The sequence below is a fragment of the Microbacterium sp. zg.Y1084 genome, assembly GCF_024623595.1.
Classification (GTDB): domain Bacteria; phylum Actinomycetota; class Actinomycetes; order Actinomycetales; family Microbacteriaceae; genus Microbacterium; species Microbacterium wangruii.
The window spans coordinates 358,567-384,168 of record NZ_JANJGV010000002.1 but is presented as its reverse complement, the minus strand read 5'-3'; the positions used below and the strand labels follow the sequence as shown (position 1 = coordinate 384,168).

The 25,602-nt window shown below is 72.2% G+C and carries 28 protein-coding genes; 15 read left to right on the top strand and 13 right to left on the bottom strand.

Annotation, left to right across the window (positions count from 1 at the left end; translation table 11 throughout):
* Positions 1-89: 89 nt before the first annotated feature.
* From NQ165_RS03100 to NQ165_RS03085, 4 genes are read right to left on the bottom strand one after another with little or no spacing between them, the layout of a single operon-like run.
* Positions 90-992, bottom strand: a complete 903-nt coding sequence (locus NQ165_RS03100; RefSeq protein WP_257531176.1) for an SURF1 family protein — start codon at positions 990-992, stop codon at positions 90-92.
* Positions 989-1,192: a hypothetical protein gene (locus NQ165_RS03095; protein ID WP_257531174.1), complete on the bottom strand. Its 204-nt coding sequence runs from the start codon at positions 1,190-1,192 to the stop codon at positions 989-991. The genes NQ165_RS03100 and NQ165_RS03095 overlap by 4 nt, the downstream gene beginning before the upstream one ends.
* Positions 1,189-1,551 carry a DUF3099 domain-containing protein gene (locus tag NQ165_RS03090; protein WP_257531172.1) on the bottom strand — a complete coding sequence of 121 codons (363 nt, stop codon included), beginning with the start codon at positions 1,549-1,551 and terminating at the stop codon, positions 1,189-1,191. The genes NQ165_RS03095 and NQ165_RS03090 overlap by 4 nt, the downstream gene beginning before the upstream one ends.
* Positions 1,552-1,591: 40 nt before the next feature.
* The gene (locus NQ165_RS03085) at positions 1,592-2,269 is read right to left on the bottom strand and encodes a DUF4190 domain-containing protein (RefSeq protein ID WP_257531170.1); all 678 of its coding nucleotides are present in this window, start codon (positions 2,267-2,269) and stop codon (positions 1,592-1,594) included.
* Between the two features lie 118 nt (positions 2,270-2,387).
* On the opposite strand from NQ165_RS03085, the gene fabG reads away from it, so the two are divergent.
* Positions 2,388-3,098: a beta-ketoacyl-ACP reductase gene (gene fabG, locus NQ165_RS03080; RefSeq protein ID WP_257531168.1), complete on the top strand. Its 711-nt coding sequence runs from the start codon at positions 2,388-2,390 to the stop codon at positions 3,096-3,098.
* A gap of 14 nt (positions 3,099-3,112) precedes the next feature.
* Here fabG and NQ165_RS03075 read toward each other — a convergent pair whose 3' ends face one another.
* The 3 genes from NQ165_RS03075 to glgC form a co-directional block, all read right to left on the bottom strand.
* Positions 3,113-3,802 (bottom strand): alpha/beta fold hydrolase, encoded by a 690-nt coding sequence (locus NQ165_RS03075; protein WP_257531166.1) that lies wholly within the window; start codon positions 3,800-3,802, stop codon positions 3,113-3,115.
* 80 nt (positions 3,803-3,882) lie between these two features.
* A complete protein-coding gene (gene serB, locus NQ165_RS03070; protein WP_374679365.1) occupies positions 3,883-4,518 on the bottom strand; it encodes a phosphoserine phosphatase SerB in 636 nt (211 codons plus the stop codon).
* A gap of 41 nt (positions 4,519-4,559) precedes the next feature.
* Positions 4,560-5,804 carry a glucose-1-phosphate adenylyltransferase gene (glgC, locus tag NQ165_RS03065; RefSeq protein ID WP_257531164.1) on the bottom strand — a complete coding sequence of 415 codons (1,245 nt, stop codon included), beginning with the start codon at positions 5,802-5,804 and terminating at the stop codon, positions 4,560-4,562.
* A 75-nt stretch (positions 5,805-5,879) separates the two neighbouring features.
* Here glgC and glgA point away from each other — a divergent pair, with 75 nt between their 5' ends.
* The 3 genes from glgA to NQ165_RS03050 all read left to right on the top strand — a co-directional run bounded on the left by glgA (position 5,880) and on the right by NQ165_RS03050 (position 8,525).
* On the top strand, positions 5,880-7,073 hold the full coding sequence (gene glgA, locus NQ165_RS03060) for a glycogen synthase (RefSeq protein ID WP_257531163.1): 1,194 nt from the start codon (positions 5,880-5,882) through the stop codon (positions 7,071-7,073).
* A gap of 10 nt (positions 7,074-7,083) precedes the next feature.
* Complete coding sequence (locus tag NQ165_RS03055; protein WP_257531161.1) at positions 7,084-7,878, top strand: ABC transporter ATP-binding protein; 795 nt, start codon at positions 7,084-7,086, stop codon at positions 7,876-7,878.
* Between the two features lie 395 nt (positions 7,879-8,273).
* A complete protein-coding gene (locus tag NQ165_RS03050; protein ID WP_257531158.1) occupies positions 8,274-8,525 on the top strand; it encodes a type B 50S ribosomal protein L31 in 252 nt (83 codons plus the stop codon).
* 64 nt (positions 8,526-8,589) lie between these two features.
* Here the strand turns inward: NQ165_RS03050 and NQ165_RS03045 are convergent, their stop codons facing one another.
* On the bottom strand, positions 8,590-9,333 hold the full coding sequence (locus NQ165_RS03045) for an exonuclease domain-containing protein (protein WP_257531156.1): 744 nt from the start codon (positions 9,331-9,333) through the stop codon (positions 8,590-8,592).
* Between the two features lie 72 nt (positions 9,334-9,405).
* On the opposite strand from NQ165_RS03045, the gene NQ165_RS03040 reads away from it, so the two are divergent.
* On the top strand, positions 9,406-10,305 hold the full coding sequence (locus NQ165_RS03040) for an alpha/beta fold hydrolase (RefSeq protein ID WP_257531154.1): 900 nt from the start codon (positions 9,406-9,408) through the stop codon (positions 10,303-10,305).
* On the opposite strand, the gene NQ165_RS03035 is transcribed toward NQ165_RS03040, so the two are convergent.
* Positions 10,265-10,825, bottom strand: coding sequence for a CGNR zinc finger domain-containing protein (locus tag NQ165_RS03035; RefSeq protein WP_257531742.1), 561 nt, complete (start codon positions 10,823-10,825; stop codon positions 10,265-10,267). The genes NQ165_RS03040 and NQ165_RS03035 overlap by 41 nt on opposite strands.
* 72 nt (positions 10,826-10,897) lie before the next feature.
* Between NQ165_RS03035 and NQ165_RS03030 the strand changes: the two genes are divergently transcribed.
* Positions 10,898-11,890, top strand: a complete 993-nt coding sequence (locus tag NQ165_RS03030) for a DMT family transporter (RefSeq protein ID WP_257531152.1) — start codon at positions 10,898-10,900, stop codon at positions 11,888-11,890.
* On the opposite strand, the gene NQ165_RS03025 is transcribed toward NQ165_RS03030, so the two are convergent.
* A complete protein-coding gene (locus tag NQ165_RS03025) occupies positions 11,862-12,335 on the bottom strand; it encodes an Lrp/AsnC family transcriptional regulator (RefSeq protein WP_257531150.1) in 474 nt (157 codons plus the stop codon). The genes NQ165_RS03030 and NQ165_RS03025 overlap by 29 nt on opposite strands.
* Before the next feature lie 167 nt (positions 12,336-12,502).
* Here NQ165_RS03025 and pdhA point away from each other — a divergent pair, with 167 nt between their 5' ends.
* From pdhA to NQ165_RS03010, 3 genes are read left to right on the top strand one after another with little or no spacing between them, the layout of a single operon-like run.
* Positions 12,503-13,639 carry a pyruvate dehydrogenase (acetyl-transferring) E1 component subunit alpha gene (gene pdhA, locus NQ165_RS03020; protein WP_257531148.1) on the top strand — a complete coding sequence of 379 codons (1,137 nt, stop codon included), beginning with the start codon at positions 12,503-12,505 and terminating at the stop codon, positions 13,637-13,639.
* A complete protein-coding gene (locus NQ165_RS03015; protein WP_257531147.1) occupies positions 13,636-14,646 on the top strand; it encodes an alpha-ketoacid dehydrogenase subunit beta in 1,011 nt (336 codons plus the stop codon). Before pdhA ends, NQ165_RS03015 begins: the two co-directional genes overlap by 4 nt.
* Entirely contained in the window at positions 14,643-16,004 is a 1,362-nt protein-coding gene (locus NQ165_RS03010) for a dihydrolipoamide acetyltransferase family protein (protein WP_257531145.1), read from the top strand. Before NQ165_RS03015 ends, NQ165_RS03010 begins: the two co-directional genes overlap by 4 nt.
* Before the next feature lie 12 nt (positions 16,005-16,016).
* Here the strand turns inward: NQ165_RS03010 and NQ165_RS03005 are convergent, their stop codons facing one another.
* Complete coding sequence (locus NQ165_RS03005; RefSeq protein ID WP_257531143.1) at positions 16,017-16,613, bottom strand: TetR/AcrR family transcriptional regulator; 597 nt, start codon at positions 16,611-16,613, stop codon at positions 16,017-16,019.
* A gap of 106 nt (positions 16,614-16,719) precedes the next feature.
* Between NQ165_RS03005 and NQ165_RS03000 the strand changes: the two genes are divergently transcribed.
* The 5 genes from NQ165_RS03000 to NQ165_RS02980 are packed head-to-tail and all read left to right on the top strand — an operon-like array spanning position 16,720 to position 22,701.
* The gene (locus tag NQ165_RS03000) at positions 16,720-18,303 is read left to right on the top strand and encodes a carboxyl transferase domain-containing protein (RefSeq protein WP_285181775.1); all 1,584 of its coding nucleotides are present in this window, start codon (positions 16,720-16,722) and stop codon (positions 18,301-18,303) included.
* 1 nt (position 18,304) lies between these two features.
* Entirely contained in the window at positions 18,305-20,218 is a 1,914-nt protein-coding gene (locus NQ165_RS02995; protein ID WP_257531141.1) for a biotin carboxylase N-terminal domain-containing protein, read from the top strand.
* Positions 20,215-21,384: an acyl-CoA dehydrogenase family protein gene (locus NQ165_RS02990; protein ID WP_257531139.1), complete on the top strand. Its 1,170-nt coding sequence runs from the start codon at positions 20,215-20,217 to the stop codon at positions 21,382-21,384. The genes NQ165_RS02995 and NQ165_RS02990 overlap by 4 nt, the downstream gene beginning before the upstream one ends.
* A gap of 4 nt (positions 21,385-21,388) precedes the next feature.
* Positions 21,389-21,892 (top strand): MaoC family dehydratase, encoded by a 504-nt coding sequence (locus tag NQ165_RS02985; protein WP_257531137.1) that lies wholly within the window; start codon positions 21,389-21,391, stop codon positions 21,890-21,892.
* Positions 21,889-22,701, top strand: coding sequence for a CoA ester lyase (locus NQ165_RS02980; protein WP_257531135.1), 813 nt, complete (start codon positions 21,889-21,891; stop codon positions 22,699-22,701). The genes NQ165_RS02985 and NQ165_RS02980 overlap by 4 nt, the downstream gene beginning before the upstream one ends.
* A 22-nt stretch (positions 22,702-22,723) precedes the next feature.
* Here the strand turns inward: NQ165_RS02980 and NQ165_RS02975 are convergent, their stop codons facing one another.
* On the bottom strand, positions 22,724-23,335 hold the full coding sequence (locus tag NQ165_RS02975; protein ID WP_257531133.1) for a histidine phosphatase family protein: 612 nt from the start codon (positions 23,333-23,335) through the stop codon (positions 22,724-22,726).
* 43 nt (positions 23,336-23,378) lie between these two features.
* Positions 23,379-24,230 (bottom strand): Sir2 family NAD-dependent protein deacetylase, encoded by an 852-nt coding sequence (locus NQ165_RS02970; RefSeq protein WP_374679370.1) that lies wholly within the window; start codon positions 24,228-24,230, stop codon positions 23,379-23,381.
* Positions 24,231-24,781: 551 nt separating this feature from the next.
* Here NQ165_RS02970 and NQ165_RS02965 point away from each other — a divergent pair.
* The gene (locus tag NQ165_RS02965) at positions 24,782-25,573 is read left to right on the top strand and encodes an RNA methyltransferase (RefSeq protein WP_257531130.1); all 792 of its coding nucleotides are present in this window, start codon (positions 24,782-24,784) and stop codon (positions 25,571-25,573) included.
* Positions 25,574-25,602 lie beyond the last annotated feature (29 nt).

Below are 25,602 nucleotides of genomic sequence, written 5' to 3'. Positions count from 1 at the left end.
TCCGAGCCCATCGTGCGCGCGCCCCGCGTCGGGTCGCACGCCGTCCGCCGTGTGGCCGATCCGCGACAGGCCGTTCCGCGACCGGGCGGTCAACGGGAGGCGCGGTCCAGGAGCGCGTCCTCGTCGTCGGCATCGCGATCTCTGCGGCGACGCACCGGACGCGGCCGGCGCACGGGTCGCGCGACAGCCGCGGGCTGCCCGGCCTGCTCCGCCGCTGCGGCGGCCGCGTCGGCGCGGTCGGCCGCGTCCTCGCGTCGGTGGCGCAGCTCGATGCGGATCATGTAGCCGATGAAGACGAAGCCCATCACGGCGAAGAGGATCCACTGGATGGCATACGACAGGTGCGGTCCCGGATCTTCGGACGGAGACGGGATGGCGGCCGGTGTCGTCGCCGGAGCGGGGTCCTCGCTGACCATCAGACCATAGGCATCGAGGATGAGGGCGTCCCCGTCGTCGATGAGGTCGGCCACGAGCGGCAGGTGGATGGTCGGAACCTGCCCCTCGGGGGCGGACCGCCCGGAGGTCGGCAGCGCCTCTCCCGTCTTCAGTCGCACCACCACCGTGGCCGGTCCCTCGGGGGCCGGCGGCACGACGTCGGGCTCGGGCTGGTCGGCACCGGGCCGCACCCATCCGCGATCCACCAGCAGCACGCGGCCGTCGTCGGTGCGGAACGGCACGAGCACCTCGAAGGCCGCTGTGCCGCCGTGCGGCCGGTTGCGCACCAGAAGCGTGCTGTCATCGTCGTACTCGCCGACGAGGGTGACCGGATGCCACTGGTCGCCTGGATCGAAGTCTCCACCGACCGGGATCAGGTCAGCCAAGGGCACGGCGGGCGCGTCGTAGTTCGCCGCGACGAGGTCGAGCTGGGTCGCGCGGGCTTCGTTGCGGTCGAACTGCCACTGCGACAGCAGGGCGCAGGCGATGGCGAATACCACGGCCACGGCGACGTATCCCGACCAGCGCACCGCCGCCGGCACGGCACGCCGGCTCACGAGGCGTCCGCCGGGAGGAGAGGCTCGACCGCAACCGGGAAGTCGCGGGCTGCCAGGTAGTCGCGCAGGTACCCCGCATGCGCCTCGCACGCCGCCCACGTCTTGCGCCGGTCGGCGGGGTGGATGCGGGGGTTACGCCAGACGACGAGCCAGACGGCGCCGTCGCGACAGCCGGCGCGTGAGCAGATGGTCTCGGTCACTTCTCGGGATCTTCCGGTCGCGGGGGCTGTTCGGTCAGCCGGATGACGTCGGGGGCTGCGGCCGGGCGCGGCGGCGGGGCGGTGGGGGTGGCCGGCAGCGCACGCCCGGGCGCCACGATTCCGGTCGGCTTGGCGTCCTTGCCCACGTTCGCCAGCACCACGGCGATGTAGGGCAGCACGATAGCTCCGAGCGCCAGGATCAGCGTGTGCCAGCCGTAGGGCATGATCGCGACCATCAGCACGAAGCAGGTGGCGCGCACCCCCATCGTGATGAAGTAGGTGGTCATGCGTGACCCCGCTTCGTCGCGCGGGGCTGACGGAAGCGAGGTCGCAGACTGAGCGCTGGTCGACTTCTTCACGGTCCATCAAGCCTACGCCGCCCCGCGCAGGCCGAGCCCGTCAGGAGAACTGGAAGGACGTGGTCGAGGAAGCGTTGCCCGCCGCGATCGCGAAACCGATCAGGAGGATGAACAGGAGGATCGCGCCGACACCGATCCAGCCGATGATCGTCCCTGCCAGGGCGACGCCGCGCCCGCGCTCGCCCGTGCGGGCGATCTGGCGCAGCGAGAGGTGCCCCATGATCACGCCGGCCACCGAACCGATGACCGGGAGGATGAAGAGCAGGCCGAGACCGCTGGCCACGAGCGAGAGGATCGCCAGCACGTTCGTCTTGGGCCCGGCATAGCCGTAGACGCCGGGGTAGCCGGCGGACCCCTGGCCAGAGGGCGCCTGCGCGGCGCCGGGATAGCCGGGGGGCGCGTAGGCCGGCTGCTGGCCGTATGCGGGAGGCTGCTGGCCGTATGCGGGAGGCTGCTGGCCGGACGCGACGTGCTGCTGGCCGTACGCGGGAGGCTGCTGGCCGTACGCGCCGGGCCGCGCAGCGGGTGCGCCGTAGGTCGGCGGCTGCTGCGGCTGCTGTTGTGCGGGGCCGCCATACGCGGGCGGGGCATAGGCGGGGGGCGGGTTGTACGCCGGAGGAGGCGAATACGCCGGCGGGCTGTATCCGGGCGTGCGAGCGTCTGAGCCCGCCGCCGGGGGAGTGCCGTCGGCGGGGGGAGTGGTGTCGGCGTTGCTCACGTGTCGGGCCTCTCGTCGGGTTCGCCCCAGCGTCCCAGTGCCGCGGGCGGGTGTCAAAACGGGCGCACCGCTAGGCTAGGGCGGTTCTCACGTCCGCGTCACCCAGGGAGCATCCGCCATGACCACTGCACGCGTCGTCCTCGTCACCGGAGGCAACCGCGGGATCGGCCGCGCCATCGCCGAGCGCTTCGTCGCCGAGGGCCACCGGGTCGCCGTCACCGCACGCTCCGGCGAGGGGCCGATGGGCACGCTCACCGTGTGCGCCGACGTGACCGACGCCGTCGCCGTCGACGCGGCGTTCCGCCAGGTCGAGGAGCAGCTCGGCCCGGTCGAGGTCGTCGTCGCCAACGCCGGGATCACGAAGGACACCCTCCTCATGCGCATGAGCGAGGAGGACTTCGACTCGGTCGTGGCCACCAACCTCGGCGGCGCGTTCCGGGTCGTCAAGCGTGCCTCCAAGGGCATGCTGCGCGCGCGCTGGGGTCGCGTGATCCTCATCTCCAGCGTCGTCGGCCTGTACGGATCGGCCGGGCAGATCAACTACGCCGCGTCCAAGAGCGGCCTGGTCGGCTTCGCGCGCTCGCTCACGCGAGAGCTGGGCGCGCGCGGGATCACCGCGAACGTCGTGGCCCCGGGGTTCATCGAGACCGACATGACCGCAGCGCTGCCGGAGGACACGCAGGCCGAGTACAAGCGCAACATCCCCGCCGGCCGCTTCGCCACGCCTGACGAGGTCGCCGGCGTGGTCACCTGGCTCGCCTCCGACGACGCCGCCTACATCTCCGGCGCCGTGATCCCGGTCGACGGCGGCCTCGGCATGGGGCACTGACCCCGCACCGACGCTCAGACGGCGCGCGCGAGCGTCTCGGCGAAGGGCTGGGGCTGCGAGAACTGCGGCCAGTGACCGCTGCCGAGGTGCACCACCTGCGCGTCTTCGATCGCCCCGAACTCGTCGGCGAACGCGCCCCACTTCGAGATCGCGGCGCGGAACGCGGCGTCATCGAACGCCCCGGAGAGGATCGTCACCGGCACGGTGTGACGTCGGGGGTCCGTCAGCTGCAGCGGGTCGGTCGGAACGCGCGCCGGAACGCTCTTGGCGCGCGCCGCCACCGCCTCTCGGGTGGGCGCGTCCAGATCCGCGATGTCGTCGTCATCGAAGGAGTCCCAGCCGGGAAACGGCACCACTGCGTCGACGACGTCGAACTCGGAGATGACGGCGCCGCTGGGCGGCGGGACGCTGTCGACGAAGACGACGCGCGCCACCTTGTCGGGCCGGGCGTCGGCAGCGCCCCACGCGACGTTGCCGCCGCCGCCGTGACCCACGAGCACCACGGGGCCGGATGCCGCGTCGATCTCGGCCACGACGGCCTCGATCCAGTCGGTCATGCCGATGCCGGCGCTCTCGGCCGCGGTCGCGCCGACGCCGGGGAGTGTCAGCGGGCGGGGGGAGTGGCCCGCGGCGCGCAGCGCCGGGAGGGTGTCGTCCCACGATGACGCGTCGAGCCAGAGTCCCGGAATGAGGATGATGTCCATGCCCGGAGGCTACGCGGGTGCTCCGACATCGGGTGCCCCGGTGTCTCGGCGCTGACGTTCGGTGCGCGCCCCCGCAGGGCTCAGGGGAGGAGTGGGACGACCTCGCGCAGGTCGAGGCCGTCGATGACGAGGTCGGCCTGCGCGCGCACGGCGGGCTTGGCGTTGAAGGCGAGTCCGAGCCCGGCCGCCGCCATCATCTGCAGGTCGTTCGCCCCGTCGCCGACGGCGATGGTGCGCGACAGGGGAACGCCGTACTGCGCGGCCCAGGCGCGCAGTACGGCGGCCTTACCCGCGGCATCCACGATCTCGCCGTCGACGACGCCGGTGAGCGACCCGTCCGCGGTGACGAGGCGGTTCGCCCGCCACACGTCGACGCCGAGATCGGGCGCGACGTCGTCGAGGATCTCGTGGAAGCCGCCGGAGACCACGGCAGCGATCCCGCCGCGGGCGTGGATCTGGTCGATCAGCTCCCTCACGCCGGCAGTGGGCTCGACACGCGAGAGCACGCGGGCGAAGGATGCCACCGGCACGCCCTCCAGCTGAGCCACCCGGGACCGCAGGCTCGTGGCGAAGTCGACCTCGCCGCGCATGGCGGCTTCGGTCGCCGCCGCCACTTCTGCGCCGCGCCCCGCTTCATCGGCGATGAGTTCGATGACCTCGTTGCGGATCAGGGTGGAATCGGCGTCGAACACGACGAGGAACCGGGCAGGCAGCACACCTTTACGCTAGCGCGCGCGGCGCCATGTCCCGTGCCGGGTCAGCGCTCGACGACGACGTTCTTGCCGACGATCGTGATGCCCGAGTCGGTCACCGTGAACCCGCGGGACAGATCACGTGCGCGGTCGACGCCCACCGTCGCGCCGTCGAGCAGGCGGACGTTCTTGTCGAGGATCGCGCGGTGCACCCGGGCGCCCGCCCCGATGTCGACGTGATCGAACAGCACCGAGTCGGTGATCGTCGACCCGCCGCCGGTGAGGGCCCACGGCCCCACGACGCTGCGTTCGAGGTGCGTTCCCGAAAGCACCGAACCGAGCGACACGATCGAGTCGATCGCATTGCCCATGCGGCCCACCGAGTCGCGCACGAACTTCGCCGGCGGTGAGTTGACCGTCTGGGAATGGATCGGCCACGCGGTGTTGTACAGATTGAACACCGGGAGGGTCGAGATCAGATCCATGTGGGCGTCGAAGAACGAATCGATCGTCCCCACGTCGCGCCAGTAGTCGCGGTCGCGATCGTTGGAGCCGGGCACCTCGTTGCGCTTGAAGTCGTAGACGCCGGCTTCGCCACGGTCGACGAAGTAGGGGATGATGTCGCCCCCCATGTCATGGTTCGATGACGATGACTCACCGTCGGCCTCGACGGCGGCGATGAGTGCGTCGGCGTTGAAGATGTAGTTGCCCATCGACGCGAGCACCTCGTGCGGCGCGTCGGGGAGCCCGGTGGGGTCCTGCGGCTTCTCGAGGAACCGGTTGATCTTCGTCGGATCCTCGTCGGTCACCTCGATGACGCCGAACTGGTTGGCCATCGAGATGGGCTGGCGGATGCCGGCGACGGTCGCCGGCAGTCCCGAGGCGATGTGCGCCTCGAGCATCTGCCGGAAGTCCATGCGGTAGACGTGGTCGGCGCCGACCACCGCGACGATGTCGGGCTTCTCGTCGTTGATGAGGTTCAGGCTCTGCAGGATCGCGTCGGCGGAGCCGGAGAACCAGCGCTTGCCCAGACGCTGCTGCGCCGGCACCGAGGCGACGTAGGAGTCCAGCAGCGCCGACATGCGCCACGTCTGCGAGATGTGGCGGTCCAGGCTGTGGGACTTGTACTGCGTGAGCACCACGATCTGCCGCAACCCCGAGTTGATGAGGTTGGAGATCGCGAAGTCGATCAGGCGATACTGGCCGCCGAAGGGGACTGCCGGCTTGGCTCTGTCCGCCGTGAGCGGCATGAGTCGTTTGCCCTCGCCTCCAGCGAGGATGATTCCGAAGACCTTCGGCGTCGCAGGCATGTGACCACACTATGGCCACCGCGACCCGGCGGGCCACCACGGCGCGAGGCCTTGCGCTGTACTAGCGTTCGTGGCATGCGCGTCGACATCGTGACCAAGGAATACCCGCCCGAGATCTACGGCGGGGCGGGCGTCCACGTGACCGAGCTGGTCGCGGCGCTGCGGGCGCGGATGGAGGTGCGGGTGCGTGCCTTCGGCACGGACCGCGACGAGGAGGACACCGTGTCGTACGGGGTGCCGGCGGAGCTGGCATCCGCCAACCCCGCCGTGCAGACGCTGGGCACCGACCTTGAGATCGTCGGCGATGTCGCCGGCGCCGATGTCGTGCACAGCCACACCTGGTACGCCAACTTCGCCGGGCACCTGGCGTCGCTCCTGCACGGCATCCCGCACATCGTCACCGCGCACTCGCTCGAGCCGCTGCGACCGTGGAAGGCCGAGCAGCTGGGCGGCGGCTACGCGGTGTCGAGCTACATCGAGAAGACCGCCTACGAGGGCGCTGCGGCCATCGTCGCGGTGAGCGAGGGCATGCGGCAGGACATCCTGCGCAGCTACCCCGAGCTCGACCCCGGCAAGGTGCGCGTCATCTACAACGGCATCGACACCGAGGCGTGGCACCCGGTGAACGACCCCGATCTGCTCGCGGAGCTGGGGGTGGACGCCACTCGCCCGAGTGTCGTGTTCGTCGGACGCATCACGCGCCAGAAGGGCCTGCCGTACCTCCTGCGCGCCGCCGCACTGCTGCCGCCCGAGGTGCAGCTGGTGCTGTGCGCGGGCGCGCCGGACACCCCGCAGATCATGGCCGAGGTCGAGGAGCTCGTGCGTGGGCTGCAGCAGACCCGGTCGGGCGTGGTGTGGATCGACCGCCACCTGTCGCGCCACGAGCTGTGCACCCTGCTGACGGCGGCCACGACGTTCGTCTGCCCCTCGGTCTACGAGCCGCTGGGGATCGTGAACCTCGAGGCGATGGCGTGCGGGGCCGCCGTGGTCGGCACCGCCACCGGCGGCATCCCGGAGGTCGTCGTCGACGGCGTGACCGGTCGCCTCGTGCCCATCGAGCAGGTGCGGGACGGCACTGGCACGCCGGTCGACCCCGACCGCTACGTCGCCGACCTCGCGGCCGTGCTCACGGAGGTCGTCTCCGACCCGGAGCGCGCCGGGGCGTACGGGCGGGCGGGGCGCGAGCGCGCGACGGCCGAATTCAGCTGGCAGGCCATCGCCGACACGACGGCGGCGCTGTACGCCGAGGTCATCGCCCGTGGCCGATAGGCTGGAAGGCATGGCTGAGGTTCTCGAGTTCTCCGACGTCTCCGTCCGCCGGAACGCCCGGGACATCGTCGATCATGTCGACTGGACCGTCACCGACGATCAGCGGTGGGTGATCCTCGGACCCAACGGCGCCGGCAAGACGACGCTGCTGCAGCTCGCTGCGACGCTGCTGCACCCCAGCTCCGGCACGGTGACGATCCTGGAGGAGCGCCTCGGGCGCACCGACGTGTTCGAGCTGCGTCCGCGCATCGGATTCGCCTCTTCGGCGATGGCGCGCCGCGTGCCGCCCGAGGAGACGGTGCTCAACGTGGTGCTCACCGCCGCGTTCGCCGTCGTGGGGCGCTGGAATGAGGCGTACGAGGACATCGACGAGCGCCGCGCCCTGCGCGTGCTGGCCGAGTGGAAGCTCGATCACCTGGCCGACCGCACCTTCGGCACGCTCTCCGACGGTGAGCAGAAGCGGGTGCAGATCGCCCGTGCGGTCATGACCGACCCCGAACTGCTGCTGCTGGACGAGCCCACCGCGAGTCTCGACCTGGGTGCCCGTGAGGAGCTGCTCGGCCTGCTGAGCGGGTATGCGCAGGCCCCCACGACCCCGGCGATGGTCATGGTGACCCATCACGTCGAGGAGATCCCCGTCGGGTTCACCCACGTGCTGCTGCTGCGCGACGGAGCGATCGTCGCCGGCGGCCCGATCTCCGAGACGCTCACCGCCGAGAACCTCACCGCCACGTTCGGGTTGCCGATCGTGCTGCACGAAGAGGCCGGTCGCTACTCCGCTCGCGCCGAGTACGCCTCCGCCTGACCATCCCGCCGCCTTCGGCGCCGCGCGGTGAAGCCGGGCGTGCACAACGTCTCCGATCCGCCCCGCCGCGGGTCGCGGCCGCGCGTGCGGGGGCCGAAACCGCCCGATTCTGCGACGGTGTGCACGGGCAGTCTGCCTGGGGCTGCTCGCCTGGCCGTGGCCGCGCGGTGAAGCCGGGCGTGCACAACGTCTCCGATCCGCCGCGCCGCGGGTCGCGGCCGCGCGTGCGGGGCCGAAACCGCCCGATTCTGCGACGGTGTGCACGGGGATCGGCGCCACGGGTTGCCGCGGTCACCGGCATCGGTGCAGGGCTGATAGAATCGTTCCTTGGTGCGCTCGCACCGCAGACTTTGACCGTTCTGGCAAAATCCAGAGCACCACCTCAAGGACACCTCATGAAGACTGACATCCACCCCGACTACCGGCCCGTCGTGTTCCGCGACCTGGGCTCGGGCGAACTGTTCCTCACGCGCTCGACCGTCACCAGCGACAAGACCGTCGAGTTCGAGGGCACCGAGTACCCCGTCATCGACGTCGAGATCTCTTCGTCTTCGCACCCGTTCTACACGGGCAAGCAGCGCATCATGGACTCGGCCGGCCGCGTCGAGAAGTTCAACCAGCGCTTCAAGAACTTCGGCAGCAAGTAAGCAGCCGCGAAAGAAGGCCCCGCTCCGGCGGGGCCTTCGTCGTTCTCCGGTGTCGGCCGCGTGCTCAGCGCACGGGCCAGCTGCCGTCGAGCCGGTCGTCGGGGTCGAGGCGGCCGATCTTCACGAAGTACTCCGTGAGACTCTCCGCCTGCGCCCGGGCCCACGCCACCTGCTGCGTGTGCAGCTCCTGCGCGCTGGGAGGCAGCTGCGGCCCGAAGCGCTCGGCCATGGCCTGCGCCACCCGCCCGGCGGCGACCGCGTCGGCACACGCGTCGTGGGCGCCCTCCAGGGGCACCGCGTAGTGGGCGGCGACGGCCTCGAGGGTGCGCTTTCCCCGACGGAACCGGTCGTGCGCCTTGTCGACCACGAGCGGGTCGATGATCGGGGCCGGGTTCTTCAGCGGCGCGATGCCGTGACGCACCGCCTCGTGCTTGAGCAGCGAGAAGTCGTAGCAGGCGTTGTAGGCGACGACGGGGATGCCGGAGGCGAACAGCCCGCGCAGCGCGTCGACGACGTCGGCGACGACCTCGGCCGCGGCCCTGCCCTCGCTGCGAGCGTGCGCGGTCGTGATGCCGTGGACGGCGGTCGCGCCCTCGGGGATCTCCACGCCGGGGTCCGCCAGCCAGTCACGCGCGTGCACGACGGCGCCGGAGCCGTCGATCACTCCGACGTGCGCGGTGACGATGCGATCGGTCTCGACGTCGACCCCGGTGGTCTCGAGGTCGAACACGCCCACCAGGCGCGTCCATGCGGGTACGCGCGGGGGCTCGGGAAAGCCGAGGAGCGGCTCGGGCTGCCACGTCGTCATAGCCTCAACGCTAAAGCCGGGTGGGGACATCGCCGGGCAGGCGCACCGACGCCCGGCTCGTAGACTCGAGGGATGACCGCTGTGCACCCGTACGCCCCGTCTCTCGCGCGCATCCCGGTGCGCCGTCGCGAGGTCGCGGTGCAGGGCGGCGCGACCGTCTACTGGGAGTACGGGCCCGACGACGCGAGCCAGACCGTCGTCGCCGTGCACGGCTTCCGCGGCGACCACCACGGTCTCGAGCCGGTGGTCGCGCATCTCGACGGCATCCGCGTGCTGATGCCCGATCTTCCGGGGTTCGGAGAGACCGCGCCGCTGCCGGGACGCCGTCACGACCTCGCGGCCTACGCGCAGTGGCTCACCGACTTCGTCGCCGCCACGGCGCCCGGCGCGGCGATCCTCGGCCACTCGTTCGGCTCGATCGTCGTCGCCGCAGCGGTCGCCGGCGGATTGCCGACCCCGCGCGTGATCCTCGTGAATCCCATCGGCGCGCCCGCGCTGGAAGGCCCACGCGGCATCCTCACCCGGCTGGCCGTCTTCTACTACTGGGCCGGCGCCCGCCTGCCGCGCCCCATCGGCGAAGCGCTGTTGCGCAGCCGCCTCATCGTGCGGGTCATGAGTGTGTCGATGACGAAGACGCACGACCCGCAGCTGCGCCGCTTCGTGCACGCCCAGCATGACGCGTACTTCTCCCGGTTCGCCGATCGCGACGTGCTGCACGACGCGTTCCTGGCGTCGGTGTCCAACGACATCCGCGCGCATGCGCCCGCGATCGCACAGCAGACCCTGCTGGTGGCCGCCGTGCAGGACGACATCACCCCGATCGAGGCGGAGCGGCACCTGGCGACGCTCTTCCCGGACGCCCGCCTGGTGGAGATCGACGGGGTCGGGCATCTCATCCACTACGAGACGCCGCAGCCGGCGGCCGAGGCGATCAGGGCGTTTCTGCCGCCTTCCGCCGACGGTACGCGATGACGTTCATGCGGTTGCCGCAGTTGCCCGTGTCGCAGTAGCGCTTCGAGCCGTTCTTGGAATAGTCCACATAGACGGACAGGCAGTCGTCCGCCGCGCACACCCGGATGCGCTCGTACGCGTCGGCGCGGATGACGTCGACGAAGGCCATGGCCGTCTCCACGAGGATGCGTGTCGCCAGCGGTGCGTCGTCGCCGGTGGCGTGGATGTGCCAGTCGAGTCCTTCGTGGATGACGAGCTGCGGGAGGGCGGCGCCATCGCGCAGCATCGCGTTGACCAGGGGCACCGCCGTCTCGCGGTCGGCGAGCCAGAGCTCCCGCAGCCGGGGGCGCAGCGCACGCACCGCCTCCAGTTCCGCATCGTCGCGCGCGAACGAGCCGGTGTAGGGGCGTTCGGCGATGAAGGCCTCCAGATCGGCGGGTGTGCGCAATCCATCGAGGCCGTCCACGTCGGTCGCGGGCAGGGTGTTCACGAGGTCGACGGCCGCGGCGAGGGACTGGCGTGTGTCACGGGCGAACACCACATTGACTCCTGACATTGATGACCAGTACTGTCACCAGTGAATCACACGACACTCCTGACAGGCCAGGCGCACATGAGCACGCACACCGCCCCGATGCCGCTTCCGATCGTCGCGGCATCCCGCGCCACCTCGGGGCTGGTGATGGCGGTCGCCTCGGCGCTCGCCTTCTCCGCGAGCGGCCCCTTCCTCAAGCCCCTGCTCGAGGCCGGCTGGTCGCTCGGCGCCGTGCTGCTCGTGCGCATGGGTGTCGCAGGCCTCGTGCTGTCGCCCGCGCTGGTGCGGGCGCTGCGCCGCGACCGCTCCTTCGTGCGCCGCCACGGCGGGGTGGTGATCGCGTTCGGGCTGACCGCGGTCGCAGGGTGCCAGCTGTTCTACTTCGCGGCCATGCAGCGGATGCCGGTGGCGGTCGCCCTGCTCATCCAGTACATCGCGCCGGTGCTGATCGTGCTGTGGGTGTGGGCGCGCACGCGTCGCGCGCCGTCGCGCGCCGTCGTCACCGGGTCGGTCGTGGCGATGACCGGCCTCGTCCTCGTGGTCGACATCGCCGGCGCACGCTTCGAGCCGCTGGGCACTCTGCTCGCCCTGGGGGCCGCGATCTGCGCGGCGGCCTACTTCGTGATCTCCGAGCGCAGCGGGGGCCGCATCGCGCCGCTGGCGCTCGCGTCGGGTGGTCTGCTCGTCGGCACCGCCCTCATCGGCGTGCTGCTGCTGACCGGTGTGCTGCCTTTCGCGGCCCCGCCGGTGACGGTGGTGCTGGCCGGTATGGAACTGCCCTGGTGGGTGCCCCTGGGCTGGGTCGCCGCTGTCGGCACGACCCTGGGCTACGCGCTCGGCGTGATGGCGGTGCCCCGCACCGGGGCGCGACTGGCATCGTTCGTCGGGCTGTCGGAGGTGCTCTTCACGCTGCTGGTGGCCTGGATCGTGCTCGCCGAGGCTCCTGGCGCCGTGCAGGTGCTCGGTGGGGCACTGGTGCTCGCCGGCGTCGTGCTGGTCCGCCTGGACGGCGCATCGCCGGCGCTGCGTCGCCGGCCGGCCGTCACCGCTCCCGGCGCGCCGATGCCATGAGAGGGCGCACCCGGTAGCCGATGACCTCCTCCATGACGAGGGCCGTCTCGGTGCGTTCCACGCCGCCGATGCCGAGGATGCGCGCGTCGATGTCGAACAGATGCTGGGTGTCGCGGGCGGCCACCCGCACGACCAGGTCCACCGGCCCGCTCACGCCGTGCGCCTGGATGACCTCAGGGATCTCGGCGATCTCGCGGGTGATGCGCGGCAGGTCGGCCTGGCGCACGACGACATCGAGCATCGCCTCGAGCGGGAAGCCCAGTGCGGCGGGCGCGATCGCCCGTTCGTAGGACAGGAAAACCCCGGCCCGGTCGAGTCGCGCCATGCGCGCCTGCACCGTGTTGCGCGCGAGCCCGAGACGCTCGGACAGGGCGACGACGGTCGCACGCGGATCGTCGGCGAGGGCGTCGAGAAGGGCGATGTCGACCTGGTCGAGAGGGCTCATAGTGCGCAACCGTAACACGCGTCTCCGGCGCCGATATGCGCAACCTGCTCAACGTCGAGGAGGATGCTTGAGCTAGGTGCATCGCCGACATACGCTCGCGGGAGTCGGCGACGAGGCCGGCGCGAACCGACGGCGTCCCCACGAAGGACACCGGGACGGAGGCGACGATGACGTACCCACCGAGCACGGCGATGGGCCCCACGACCGACATGGGACAGGTGTCGCGGCTGATCACCGCCGAGGGCGAGCGGGTCTCCGACCCCGCCCTGGAGGGGTGGGTCGCCGATGTCGACAACGCGCTCCTGGCGGATCTGTATCGCGACATGGTGCGCACCCGGCGGCTGGATGCCGAGGGCGTCGCGCTGCAGCGTCAGGGACAGCTGGGCCTGTGGGCGCCGTGTCAGGGCCAGGAGGCGGTGCAGGTCGGCACGGCTCGGGCGCTGCGCGAGAGCGACTTCGTCTTCCCCAGCTATCGGGAGTCGGGTGTGCAGCTCGTCCGCGGGGCGACGCCGACCCAGCTGATCCAGGTCTGGCGCGGCGAGGAGCAGTCGATGGGCGACCCCTTCGCGCGCGGCACGGCCGGTCCGCAGATCATCATCGGGGCGCAGACGCTCCACGCCGTCGGGTACGCGATGGGGATTCAGCGCACCCCCGCGGCAGAGGGCGCACGCTGCGACGAGGTGGCCGTGACCTATTTCGGCGACGGCGCCTCCAGCCAGGGCGATGTGAGTGAGGCGATGGTGTTCGCCGCGTCCTACGGCGCCCCGGTCGTCTTCGTCTGCTCGAACAACCAGTGGGCGATCTCCGAGCCGGTGACGGTGCAGTCGCGCACCCCCCTGGCCGACCGGGCACCCGCCTTCGGCATCCCGAGCATGCGGGTCGACGGCAACGACGTGCTGGCGTGCTACGGCGCGATGCGGTGGGCGCTGGAGCGTGCCCGCAGCGGCGCGGGCCCCGCCTATATCGAGGCGGTCACCTACCGCATGGGCCCGCACACCACCGCCGACGACCCCACGCGGTACCGCGACGCCGCCGAGGTGGAGGTGTGGCGCGCGCGCGACCCGCTGGCGCGGGTGCAGACGCTGCTGCAGGCGCGGGGTGCGCTGGGGGACGCCCTTGCCGCCGACATCGCCGCCGACGCCGACCGGCTGGCCGCCGAGGTGCGCGCGGTGTGCCTCGGCTACCGCACCCGCGACCCGCTCTCGGTTTTCGACGAGGTCTACGCCGAGCCGCATTCCGGGCTGGAACGGCAGCGCCGCGCGTACGCGGCCTATCTCGACGGCTTCGAGGAGGAGGCGCGATGACCGAGCTGACCATGGGCAAGGCCCTCAACGCCGGACTGCACCGCGCCCTCGCCGACGACCCGTCGGTGCTCGTGATGGGGGAGGATGTCGGCACGCTCGGCGGAGTGTTCCGCATCACCGACGGACTGCTCTCGGCCTACGGGCCCTCGCGGGTGATCGACACCCCGCTGGCGGAGTCCGGCATCGTCGGCACCGCCGTAGGGCTGGCGTTCCGCGGATTCCGCCCCGTCGTCGAGATGCAGTTCGACGGCTTCGTCTATCCCGCGTTCGACCAGATCGTGTGCCAGGTCGCCAAGTTCCACTACCGCACACGTGGGGCAGTGCGCATGCCGCTGACGGTGCGCGTGCCGTGGGCAGGCGGAGTCGGGGCGGCGGAGCACCACTCCGAGTCGCCCGAAGCCTACTTCGTGCACACGTCGGGACTGCGCGTCGTGGCCGTGTCGAACCCCGCCGACGCCTACGTGATGCTGCGTCAGGCGATCGCGTGCGACGACCCCGTGATCTTCTTCGAGCCCAAGCGGCTCTACCACGCCAAGGGTGAGGTGGACCTCGACGTCGACCTCGCCGACGCCGCACCGATGGGGCTGGCACGCGTGGTGCGCACGGGGCGGGATGCCACGATCGTCACGTACGGCGCCCAGGTCGCCACCGCGCTGGAGGCGGCGACGGCGGCCGAGGATGACGGGCTTTCCCTGGAGGTGATCGATCTGCGGTCGCTGTCGCCGATCGACCTCGACACGGTCGCCGCGTCGGTGCGGCGGACGGGCCGCATGGTCGTCACCCACGAGGCGGCCGCGGAGGCGGGAGTCGGGGCCGAGGTCATCGCGGCCATCACGGAACGCTGCTTCCACCATCTCGAGGCGGCGCCGGTGCGCGTCACCGGGCACGACATCCCGTACCCGCCGGCCAAGCTGGAACGCCACCACCTGCCGGATCTCGACCGCATCCTCGACGCCGTCGATCGTGTCCTCGACCGACCGCACAGCCTGTCGGAGGTGACGCCGTGATCGCCGAGTTCCGCCTCCCCGACCTCGGCGAGGGCCTTCCCGAGGCCGAGCTCGTGCAGTGGCTCGTCGCGGAGGGCGACGAGATCGCATTGAACCAGACGCTCGCGGAGGTCGAGACGGCCAAGGCGATCGTCGAGCTGCCGTCGCCGCATGCCGGCCGCGTGCACACCCTGCACGCGGCCGCAGGCGAGGTCGTGGCGGTGGGGAGCCTCATCATCTCGTTCGTCGTCGGCTCAGACGACGACGCCCGCGACGATGACGGCGATGATGCGGGCCCCGCCCCCGCCGAACCGGCGCGGGAGCCGCACCTCGTCGGCTACGGCGCGGCCCCGGCCTCCACCGCGCGCCCGGCGCGTCGACGTCGCGGTCGCGGTGGGCTCGCCACGGGTGACAGCGAGGTGCGCGCGGCCGCGCCCCACGACGCGGTCCATGCGCTGGAGCCGGAGCCCGACCTGGTCGAGCGCCCCCGCTCGACGCCGCCGGTGCGGCGGCTGGCGAAGGACCTCGGCGTCGAGCTGCGCACGGTCGTGCCGACCGGACCGGGCGGGCTCATCACCCGGGCGGACGTCGAAGCCCATGCGCGGACGGCACCCCCTTCGCCGCGCGCCCCCGCACCCGCCGCAGAGCGCCCGACCCCCGGCGCCGCGACTCCCGCCGCGGCATCCGACGATCTGCGCATCCCCGTGCGGGGCGTGCGAAAGCACACCGCCGCGGCGATGGTGCAGAGCGCCTTCACCGCCCCGCACGCCACCGTCTTCCTCACCGTCGACGTGACCGCATCGATGACGCTGCTGGCGTCCTTGCGCGACGACCGCCGGCTCGCGGGCACCCGCATCGGCATCCTCGCCCTCGCCGCGAAGGCCACCTGCCTCGCACTCGCGCGGCATCCGATGCTCAATGCGCGGTGGGGCGACGAGGAGATCGTGCAGTGGGGGCGGGTGAACCTCGGCATCGCGGCGGCGACCGAGCGTGGCCTCATCGTGCCCAACGTCAAGGATGCCGGCCGCCTGGGCCTGGCCGAGCTCGCCGACGCGATCGGACACCTGGCCGAGACGGCGCGCGCCGGGCGGACCAACCCCGCAGCGCTGTCGGGCGGGACGTTCTCGATCACCAACGTGGGCGTCTTCGGAGTGGATGCCGGCACGCCGATCCTCAACCCGGGCGAGGCGGGCATCCTCGCCCTCGGCACGGTGCGCCGGACGCCCTGGGAGCACGAGGGTCAGGTGGCGCTGCGCGATGTGCTGACCCTCAGCCTGTCGTTCGATCACCGGGTCGTCGACGGCGAGCAGGGCGCGCGGTTCCTCGCGGACGTCGGGGCGGTGCTGCGCGAGCCCGGCCGGGCGATGCTGCTGGCCTGACCGGCGCGGACGTCACGCGGCGAGGCTGGCGCGCGCCATTGCGCGCAGGATGCCGCGGACGTCCGCGTCGGCGACCGTGTCGCGGGCCGCGCGCAGGCTGTGCGGGGTGGAGTTGATGAGTCCGAAGCAGGCGTGCGCGCGCACCCGCGCCTCGGGCGCGGACAGGGCGGGGTAGCGGCGGGACAGTACCGCGACCCAGAGTTCGACGTACTCCCGCTGCAGACGTCGCACGGCACGGCGCTCGGCATCGACGAGACTCGTCAGCTCGCGGTCCTGCACGCGGATCACGTCCGCCGACGCGAGGGCGAAGTCGACATGGAAACGGATGAGGCCGTCGAGCACGTCGACAGGCTCGCCGCCGGCATCGACGACCTCGCGGCCGCCGTCGCGCAGGCCCTGGCTCACCCCGACCAGGATCGCCCCGAGCAGGGCCTGCTTGTTGGGGAAGTGTCGGTACACCGCGGGACCGGTGACGCCGACGGCAGCCCCGAGATCCTCGAGGCTGACCCCGGCGAACCCGCGATCCGCGAACAGGCGCGCAGCCTCGCGCAGCAGCGCGGCGTGGCGGTCGGCCTTGGCACGCCCGCGGTCGGTCAGACCCGTTGTCATCTCAGTTAATCCTCGCTAACATCAGAGCCTCGGTTAGTGAAAACTAACCCGGCGCGTCCCCTGCCGACAACCGGTGTGACGCGATCGTGACGTCGATGGAGACAGCATGAGCGCCGCGGCCCTGACTTCGCCCGCCGAACCCGGCCAGCGCGACCTCGCTGCGGGGCTGCGCGAACGGCTCGATCGGGTCGCCGACGGCGGGGGAGCCGCCTCCCGCGAGCGTCACCGCGCCCGCGGAAAGCTGCTGCCGCGTGAGCGCATCGCACGTCTGCTCGACGAGGGCAGCCCGTTCCTGGAGCTCGCCCCCCTCGCCGCCGAGGGAATGTACGACGGTCAGGCGCCCGCTGCGGGGGTCGTGGCGGGCATCGGACTCGTCCACGGCAGGCACGTGATGGTCGTCTGCAACGACGCCACCGTCAAGGGCGGCGCGTACTTCCCGATGACGGTGAAGAAGCACCTGCGCGCGCAGGAAGTGGCCCTCGAGAACCGGCTGCCCTGCCTGTACCTCGTCGATTCCGGCGGCGCCTACCTGCCGATGCAGGACGAGGTCTTCCCCGATCGCGACCACTTCGGCCGCATCTTCTTCAACCAGGCGAGGCTCTCCGCCGCCGGCATCCCGCAGCTGTCGGCCGTGCTGGGCTCCTGCACCGCCGGCGGGGCCTACGTGCCCGCGATGAGCGACGAGACGGTGATCGTGCGCGGCCAGGGGACGATCTTCCTCGGGGGGCCGCCGCTGGTGAAAGCCGCCATCGGCGAGGTGATCACCGCCGAGGAGCTGGGCGGGGGAGAGCTGCACGCGCGGCGCTCCGGCGTCGCGGACCATCTCGCCGAGGACGATGAGCATGCCCTCGAGATCCTGCGGGACATCGTGCTCACCCTTCCCGCCGCCGCGCCGCCCGTCGGGCCGGTGCACCCGTCGGCCGAGCCGGCGCGCGACCCCGACGGCCTGTACGACGTCGTCCCGGTCGATGTGAACCGGCCCTACGACCCGCACGAGGTGATCGACCGCCTGGTCGACGCCGGCAGCGTGCACGAGTTCAAGCGCGAGTACGCCACGACACTGGTCACCGCCTTCGCGCGCGTGGAGGGTCACCCGGTCGGCGTTCTCGCCAACAACGGCGTGCTGTTCGGCGAGTCCGCGCTCAAGGGGGCGCACTTCATCGAGCTGTGCGATCAGCGGGGCATCCCCCTGCTGTTCCTGCAGAACATCTCCGGCTTCATGGTCGGCCGCGACGCCGAGGCGGCGGGCATCGCGAAGGACGGCGCGAAGATGGTCACGGCCGTCGCCACCACGCGCGTGCCGAAGTTCACCGTCGTGGTGGGAGGCTCCTTCGGCGCGGGCAACTACTCCATGTGCGGACGGGCGTATTCGCCGCGGTTCCTCTGGAGCTGGCCGGGCAGCCGCATCGGGGTGATGGGCGGGGCGCAGGCGGCATCCGTGCTCTCCACCGTGAAAGCCGACCAGCTGGCGGCGCGCGGCGAGGAATGGGACGACGCGGCGCGGGCGGCGTTCGAGGCTCCCGTGCGCGAGCAGTTCGAGCGTCAGGGCGACCCCTACTACGCCACCGCGCGGCTCTGGGACGACGGCGTGATCGACCCGGTCGACACGCGCCGGATGCTGGCGCTCGCGCTCGACGTCGCCTCACGGGTGCCGCTCGCCGACCCGGCCTTCGGCCTGTTCCGGATGTGACATGACGCCTCCCGTGTTCTCCACCGTCCTCGTCGCCAATCGCGGCGAGATCGCGCGACGCGTCATCCGCACGCTGCGCCGGCTCGGCATCCGCTCGGTCGCCGTCTACAGCGACGCCGACGTCGAAGCGCCACACGTGCGCGAGGCCGACACGGCGGTGCGTCTGGGACCGGCGCCCGCAGCGCAGTCGTATCTCGACATCGACGCCGTCATCGCCGCGGCCCGCGCGACCGGCGCGCAGGCGGTGCACCCCGGCTACGGCTTCCTGTCGGAGAACGCCCACTTCGCCCGAGCGTGCGCTGCCGCCGGCATCGTCTTCGTGGGGCCTGGTGAGCACGCCCTCGACGTGATGGGCGACAAGATTCGGGCCAAGCAGCATGTCGCCCGGTCGGGCGTGCCCACCGTGCCCGGATTCAGCGCGGCCGGCATGACGGATGAGGCCATCGTCGCGGCTGCGGTGGAGCAGGGGTTCCCTCTTCTCATCAAGCCCTCGGCGGGCGGCGGCGGCAAGGGGATGCAGGTGGTGCGCGACCGCGCAGGTGTCGCCGGCGCCGTGCAGGCCGCGCGCCGGATGGCCACCGCCGCGTTCGGCGACGACACCCTGCTGCTGGAGCGGCTGGTGGAGCGCCCGAGACACATCGAGGTGCAGGTGCTCGCCGACGCCCACGGCGCGGTGGTGCACCTCGGCGAGCGCGAATGCTCGCTGCAGCGCCGGCACCAGAAGGTGATCGAGGAGGCACCCTCGCCCGCCGTCGACGACGAGACCCGCGCGCGCCTGGGCGAGGCCGCCTGTCGCGCGGCGGCGAGCATCGACTACGTCGGCGTCGGCACGGTGGAGTTCCTCGTGTCGGCCGATCGGCCCGACGACTTCTTCTTCATCGAGATGAACACCCGCCTGCAGGTCGAGCACCCCGTCACCGAGCTCGTCACCGGCATCGACCTCGTCGCCGAGCAACTGCGCGTGGCGGCGGGGGAGCCCCTCGGGTACGGGCAGGACGCCGTAGGGCTGCAGGGACACGCCGTCGAGGCCCGGGTCTACGCCGAGAGCCCGGCACGGGGCTTCCTCCCCGCCACCGGCGAGGTGCTCGCCTGGCGCGCTCCCGAGGGCGTGCGGGTGGATGCCGCGGTCGACACGGGATCGGTCGTGACCGCCGACTACGACCCGATGATCGCGAAGGTGATCGCGGTGGGCGCCGACCGGGCCGAGGCACTCGAGCGGCTCGACGCGGCGCTGGCCGAGACCGTCGTGCTCGGCGTCGACACGAACATCGCGTTCCTGCGGCAGCTCATCGCGCTCCCCGCCGTGCAGGCCGGCGACCTCGATACCGGCATCATCGACGCGATGGCCGCCCCGGGAGCGACCGTGCCGGGCGCGGCCGTGCTCGCTGCCGGCGCCGCGGTGCTCGCCGACGCGCCGTCGGATGCCTCGCCGTGGCAGCGTCACGACGGGTGGCGCCTCGGCGGACGGCGTGAGCCCGCCTCGCACAGCTTCGAGACGGATGCCGGCACGCTCGTCACCGCGGTGGCATCGCCGCTTCCGCCCGAGGCGACGACGGCGCGCGACGGCGACGGCGACGTCTGGGTGCATCTGGCCGGCGAGACGGCTCGGCTGCGTCCGGTCTCTCGTCGTGCGGCATCCGAGCGCCGACGCGCAGCCCGCGGGCGCACGGATGCGCCCGCGCAGCCGCACGTGCGGGCGCCGCTGCCCGGCACCGTGATCGCCGTGCACACGACGCCCGGCGCGGCGGTGGCCGCCGCCGATCGGCTGGTCACGATCGAGGCCATGAAGATGGAGCACACCGTCATCGCACCCCATGACGGCGTCGCGCAGATCCTCGTCACCGTCGGCGCGCAGGTGCGCCGCGACGACGTGCTCGCCGAGGTGCACCCGATGACCGAGGAGGACACCCCATGACCGGACCCATCGACCTGCGTTCGTATGCGCTGGAGGACGATGAGATCGAACTGGCGCAGCTGGTGCGCGCCTTCGCCGACGAGGTGGTCGCGCCGCGCGCCTATGAGGCGGATCGCACCCACACGCTGCCGATGGACGTCGTCGCGCAGATGGGGGAGATGGGCCTGTTCGGCCTGCCGTTCCCCGAGGATGTGGGAGGGCAGGGCGGCAACTACCTGGCGCTCGGACTCGCCATCGAAGCGCTCGCGCGCGTGGACCAGTCCATCGCGATCACCCTCGAGGCCGGGGTGAGCCTGGGCGCCATGCCGGTCTTCCGCTTCGGCACCGACGCGCAGCGCGAGCAGCTGCTGCCCGACCTGCTCGCCGGCCGGGCGCTGGCCGGTTTCGGGCTCACCGAGCCCGAGGCGGGGTCGGATGCCGGCGCCACCCGCACCACCGCCCGCCGTGACGACGGGGAGTGGGTGATCAACGGCAGCAAGCAGTTCATCACGAACTCCGGAACGCCGATCACACGGTTCGTCACGGTCACCGCCGTCACGGGCCGCCGGGGCGAGCGCCCGGAGATCTCCACCATCATCGTGCCCAGCGGCACCCCGGGATTCACGGTGGGTCCCGCCTACGACAAGGCGGGTTGGCGCGCCTCCGACACGCACCCGCTCACCTTCACCGACTGCCGGGTGCCCGAGGAGAACCTGCTGGGCGAGGAGGGACGCGGGTTCGCCGGCTTCCTGCACATCCTCGATGAGGGCCGCATCGCCATCGCGGCCCTCGCGACGGGCGCGGCGGAGGGATGTCTGGAGGCGGCGCTGCAGTACGCCGCGGATCGCACCGTGTTCGGCGCCCCGCTGGCGACCCGGCAGGGCATCCAGTTCACCCTCGCCCGCATGCAGGCCCGTGTGCACACTGCACGGCTGGCGTGGGTGCGCGCGGCGCATCTGCGCGACGCGGGGCGCCCGTTCAAGACCGAGGCGGCCATCGCCAAGCTCGTCTCGGGCGAGGCGGCGATGGACAACGCCCGCGACGCGACCCAGATCTTCGGCGGCAACGGGTTCATGAACGAATACCCCGTGGCCCGGCATTACCGCGACAGCAAGATCCTCGAGATCGGCGAGGGCACCACCGAGGTGCAGCTGCTCGTGATCGCGCGCGCGCTCGGGGTAGCGTGAGGGCATGACCGACCTCCCCGCCGGCCCGCCCGCGCACGTGCAGCGAGGCCTGTGGTTCGAGGAGTTCGCCGTCGGGGCGCGCTACCTGCACCGCCCTGGCCGCACCGTCACCCAGGCCGACAATCAGCTGTTCTCCGCGCTGACGATGAACCCGCAGGCGCTGCACATCGACGAGGCTTACGCGGCGACGCAGCCGTTCGGCCGCCCGCTCGTGAACTCGATGTGGACGCTGTCGACGCTCATCGGGGCGTCGGTGGCGCAGCTGACGCAGGGCACGCTCGTGGCCCAGCTCGGCCTGACCGACATCGCATTCCCGGCGCCGCTCTTCCCGGGCGACACCCTCTACGCCGAGACCCGGGTCGCCGGCGCCCGCCTGTCGGCCTCGCGGCCGGGGCAGGGCATCGTCACCCTGGAGCACACCGGACGCAACCAGCACGGTGTCGTCGTCGCCACGGCCACCCGCGCCGCGCTGATGCTGTGCCGTCCCACCGAGGAGGAGACCGCGTGAGCGGATTCGACCTGGGCCCCGCCCTGCTGTTCTGCCCCGCCGATCGTCCTGAGCGGTTCCGCACCGCGCTGGAGCGCTCGGACGGCGTCATCATCGACCTCGAGGACGCGGTGTCGCCGGAAGCGAAGACCGCCGCGCGCGGCGCCCTCATCGACGCCGAGCTCGATGCCACGCGCGTGATCGTGCGCGTGAACCCCGTCGGCACCCCCGACTTCGACGCCGACTTGGCGACGCTCTCGCAGACCGACGTGCGCACGATCATGGTCGCCAAAGCCGAGTCACCCAAGCGCATCGGCAGGATCGACCCGCGCTACCGGGTGATCGCGCTGTGCGAGACCGCCCGCGGCGTGCTCGCGGCCGAACGCATCGCCGCGCTCGAGAACGTGACGGCGCTGATGTGGGGCGCTGAGGACCTCGTGGCCTCTCTCGGCGGCACCTCCAGCCGCAAGGCCAACGGGCGCTACCGCGACGTCGCGCGCCACGCGCGGGCGCAGGTGCTGCTGGCGGCGGGCGCGCGCGGCAAGGCCGCCATCGACGCCGTGCACCTGGACATCGCCGATGCGAAGGGGCTCGCCCGTGAGGCGGCGGATGCCGCAGCGAGCGGATTCGCGGCGACCGCCTGCATCCACCCGAGTCAGGTGCCGACCATCCGCGAGGCGTACCGTCCCGACGCGACCGAGGTGCAGTGGGGCCGCGACCTGCTGGCGGCGGCGGTCGGGAAGCCGGGCGTGTTCGCCTTCCGCGGCCGCATGGTCGACGAGCCGGTGCTGCGCCACGCGCGCACCCTGGTGCGGCGCGCTCAGGACTAGCCGTCGGGGGAGCGGGCGACGCTCAGGGCGTCGGGACCGGACCCACCTCGGAGAGCAGGCGCAGCCTGTCACGCTCGAGCAGCAGGTCGTAGCTGGAGCCGTTCGGCAGGCGGAAGCCCACGGGCGGCAGCTCGCCGCCGGTGGCGTGACGGATGAGCTCGCGGATCAGCGCGCCGTGAGCGACGGCGATGACGGTCGCTGCCGCGGGCGCGGTCGTGCGGCGCGCGTCGCGGGCGATCTGCTGCAGCGCCCCCAGCGCCCGGGCGCGCAGCTGCGGCCAGGGCTCGGCGCCGGGGACCTCGGCGCTGTGCCAGTCGCCCCAGCGCTCCAGGAACTCCGCGGCATCCACGCCCTCCGCCTCGCCGTAGGCGCGCTCGCGCAGCTGCGGGTACAGGCGCGGCGGCTCGGCGCCCAGGGACTCGGCGATGATCTCGGCGGTCTCGCGTGCGCGAGACAGATCGCTGCTGACGATGACGAGCGGGGCGGCCGGGTCGAGGCTGTCCCGCAGCCGCTCTGCGGCCTCGCGCGCCTGTGCGCGCCCGGTGTCGTTGAGCGGGATGTCGGTGGATCCCTGGATGCGGCGCGCTCGGTTCCAGTCGGTCTCGCCGTGGCGCACAAGGGTCAGCAGTGTCACCGGTCGAGCCTAACCGCGGTGCGCCGAAAGCGCGCTGGACGGGTCAGTGGGCGGTGAGGGCGTCGGTGAGCGCGGCGGTGAGGGCCGCGAGCACCGGAGACGTGCCGCCGTCGATCTTCACCGTGGCCTTGGCATCCGCGCGCGTCTGACCGCGGTTGACGATGATCACCGGCAGGCGACGGCGTCGCGCGCGCTCGACCAGGCGCACCCCCGAGTTGACCACGAGCGACGATCCCGCCACGAGCAGAGCCTCGCTGGTGTGCACGAGCTGCTCGGCCTCGGCGAACCGCTCGACGGGGACGAACTCGCCGAAGAAGACCACGTCGGGCTTCAGCATGCCCCCGCACACGCTGCAGTCGGGGATCACGAAGCCGTCGGCCGTCTCGGGCAGCACGTCGCCGTCGGGTCCGAGCAGCACGTCGTCGGGGACGTCGAGCCACGGGTTGTCGGCCTCGATGCGCGCCGCCAGATCGCGGCGATCGAACACCTGGCCGCAGTGCGTGCAGAACACGCGCCGCATGGTGCCGTGCAGCTCGACCACGCGACGGCTGCCGGCGCGCAGGTGCAGGCCGTCGACGTTCTGGGTGACGACTCCGGTCGCGATGCCGGCGTGCTCGAGGCGCGCCAGAGCGGCGTGCCCGGCGTTCGGCGACGCGGCGGCGAACGCACGCCACCCGAGGTGGCTGCCCACCCAGTAGCGGCGGCGGGACGCGGCCGAGGAGAGGAACTCCTGCGCCGTCATGGGGGTGCGCACGGGGGCGCCCTCGCCCCGGTAATCGGGGATGCCGGAGTCGGTCGACACGCCCGCCCCGGTGAGCACCGCGATGCGGCGTCCCGCCAGCGCGTCGACGGCCTCGCCGACCAGCCGCGCGGTCGGCGCGTCGAGCTGGAGCACCGGAGTCACCCGTCGAGTCTAGGCGCGTCACTTTGCCGGGACGTTACCGCCGCCTGCGTGCCCGGTGCGGCTGCGGTGTCGTGTCGTCTCGCGCGTGGGGTGGGTCCCGGGTCTCGCGCCAGGCGTCGCTCGCGCGGGGATGGATCCGCTCGCGTGGGGGATGCCACACGCGCCGGGCGGATGCCACCCGCGCCGGATGCCGCTCGCGCGCTGCCGAGATGCGGAGATCTGCCCGGGTGCGGATCGATTCCGGGCATCCGGTCCGCGTTTCGGCAGATTCCCGCATTCCGGCCAGGGCGGGATGCCGGGAACCTCGCGAGATGCCTCTGTGTCCGGGTGGCACCACACGCGCCGGGCGGATGCCACCCGCGCCGGATGCCGCTTGCGCGCTGCCGAGATGCGGAGATCTGCCCGGGTGCGGATCGATTCCGGGCATCCGGTCCGCGTTTCGGCAGTTACCCGCATTCCGGCGAGGGTAGGGTCGCCCGGCAGTCCGCCATGATGGCGGTGTTCGCGCGGTGCACATCGGTCGCGCGTGGGAGAGTGGATCAATGCCCATCGAGCGCATCGACGACCCGGCCGATCCCCGCCTCGCGGACTACCGCGACCTCACCGACGTGGCGCTGCGCCGCGTGCTCGAGCCGGCGGGCGGGCTGTACATCGCAGAGTCGGCCAAGGTCATCGGGCGCGCGGTGGCCGCGGGACATCGCCCGCGCTCCGTGCTCGTGCAGGAGAAGTGGCTCGACGATGTGCTCCCCGTCGCCGGCGGTGCGCCCGTCTACGTCGTGCCCGCCGACGTCGCCGAACAGTTGACCGGATACGCCGTGCACCGGGGTGCCCTCGCCGCCATGCACCGGCCTGCGGAGCGTCCTGTAGCCGAGGTGATCGCTGGAGGCCGGCTGGTCGTGGTGCTCGAGGACATCGTGGATCACACCAATGTCGGAGCCGCGTTCAGAGCCGCCGCCGGCCTCGGCGCCGACGCCGTGCTGGTGTCCCCGCGCTGTGCCGACCCGCTCTACCGCCGCAGCGTGCGGGTGAGCATGGGCACGGTGTTCCAGGTGCCGTGGACGCGGATGCCGGAGTGGCCCGATGCCGCCGGCATCCTGCACGACGCCGGCTTCCACATCGCCGCGCTTGCGCTGGCCGACGACGCGGTGCCCCTGGACGTCTTCGCCGCCGAACGGCCCCCGCGTGTCGCGCTGATGCTCGGCGCGGAGGGCGACGGACTGTCGCGGCGCGCGCTGCAGGCGGCGGACACCGTGGTGACGATCCCGATGGCCGGGGGAGTGGACTCGCTCAACGTGGCCGCCGCCAGCGCCGTCGCCCTCTGGGCACTGCGCTAGCAGGGGCCGGCCGCGCCGCCGGGCGTGCG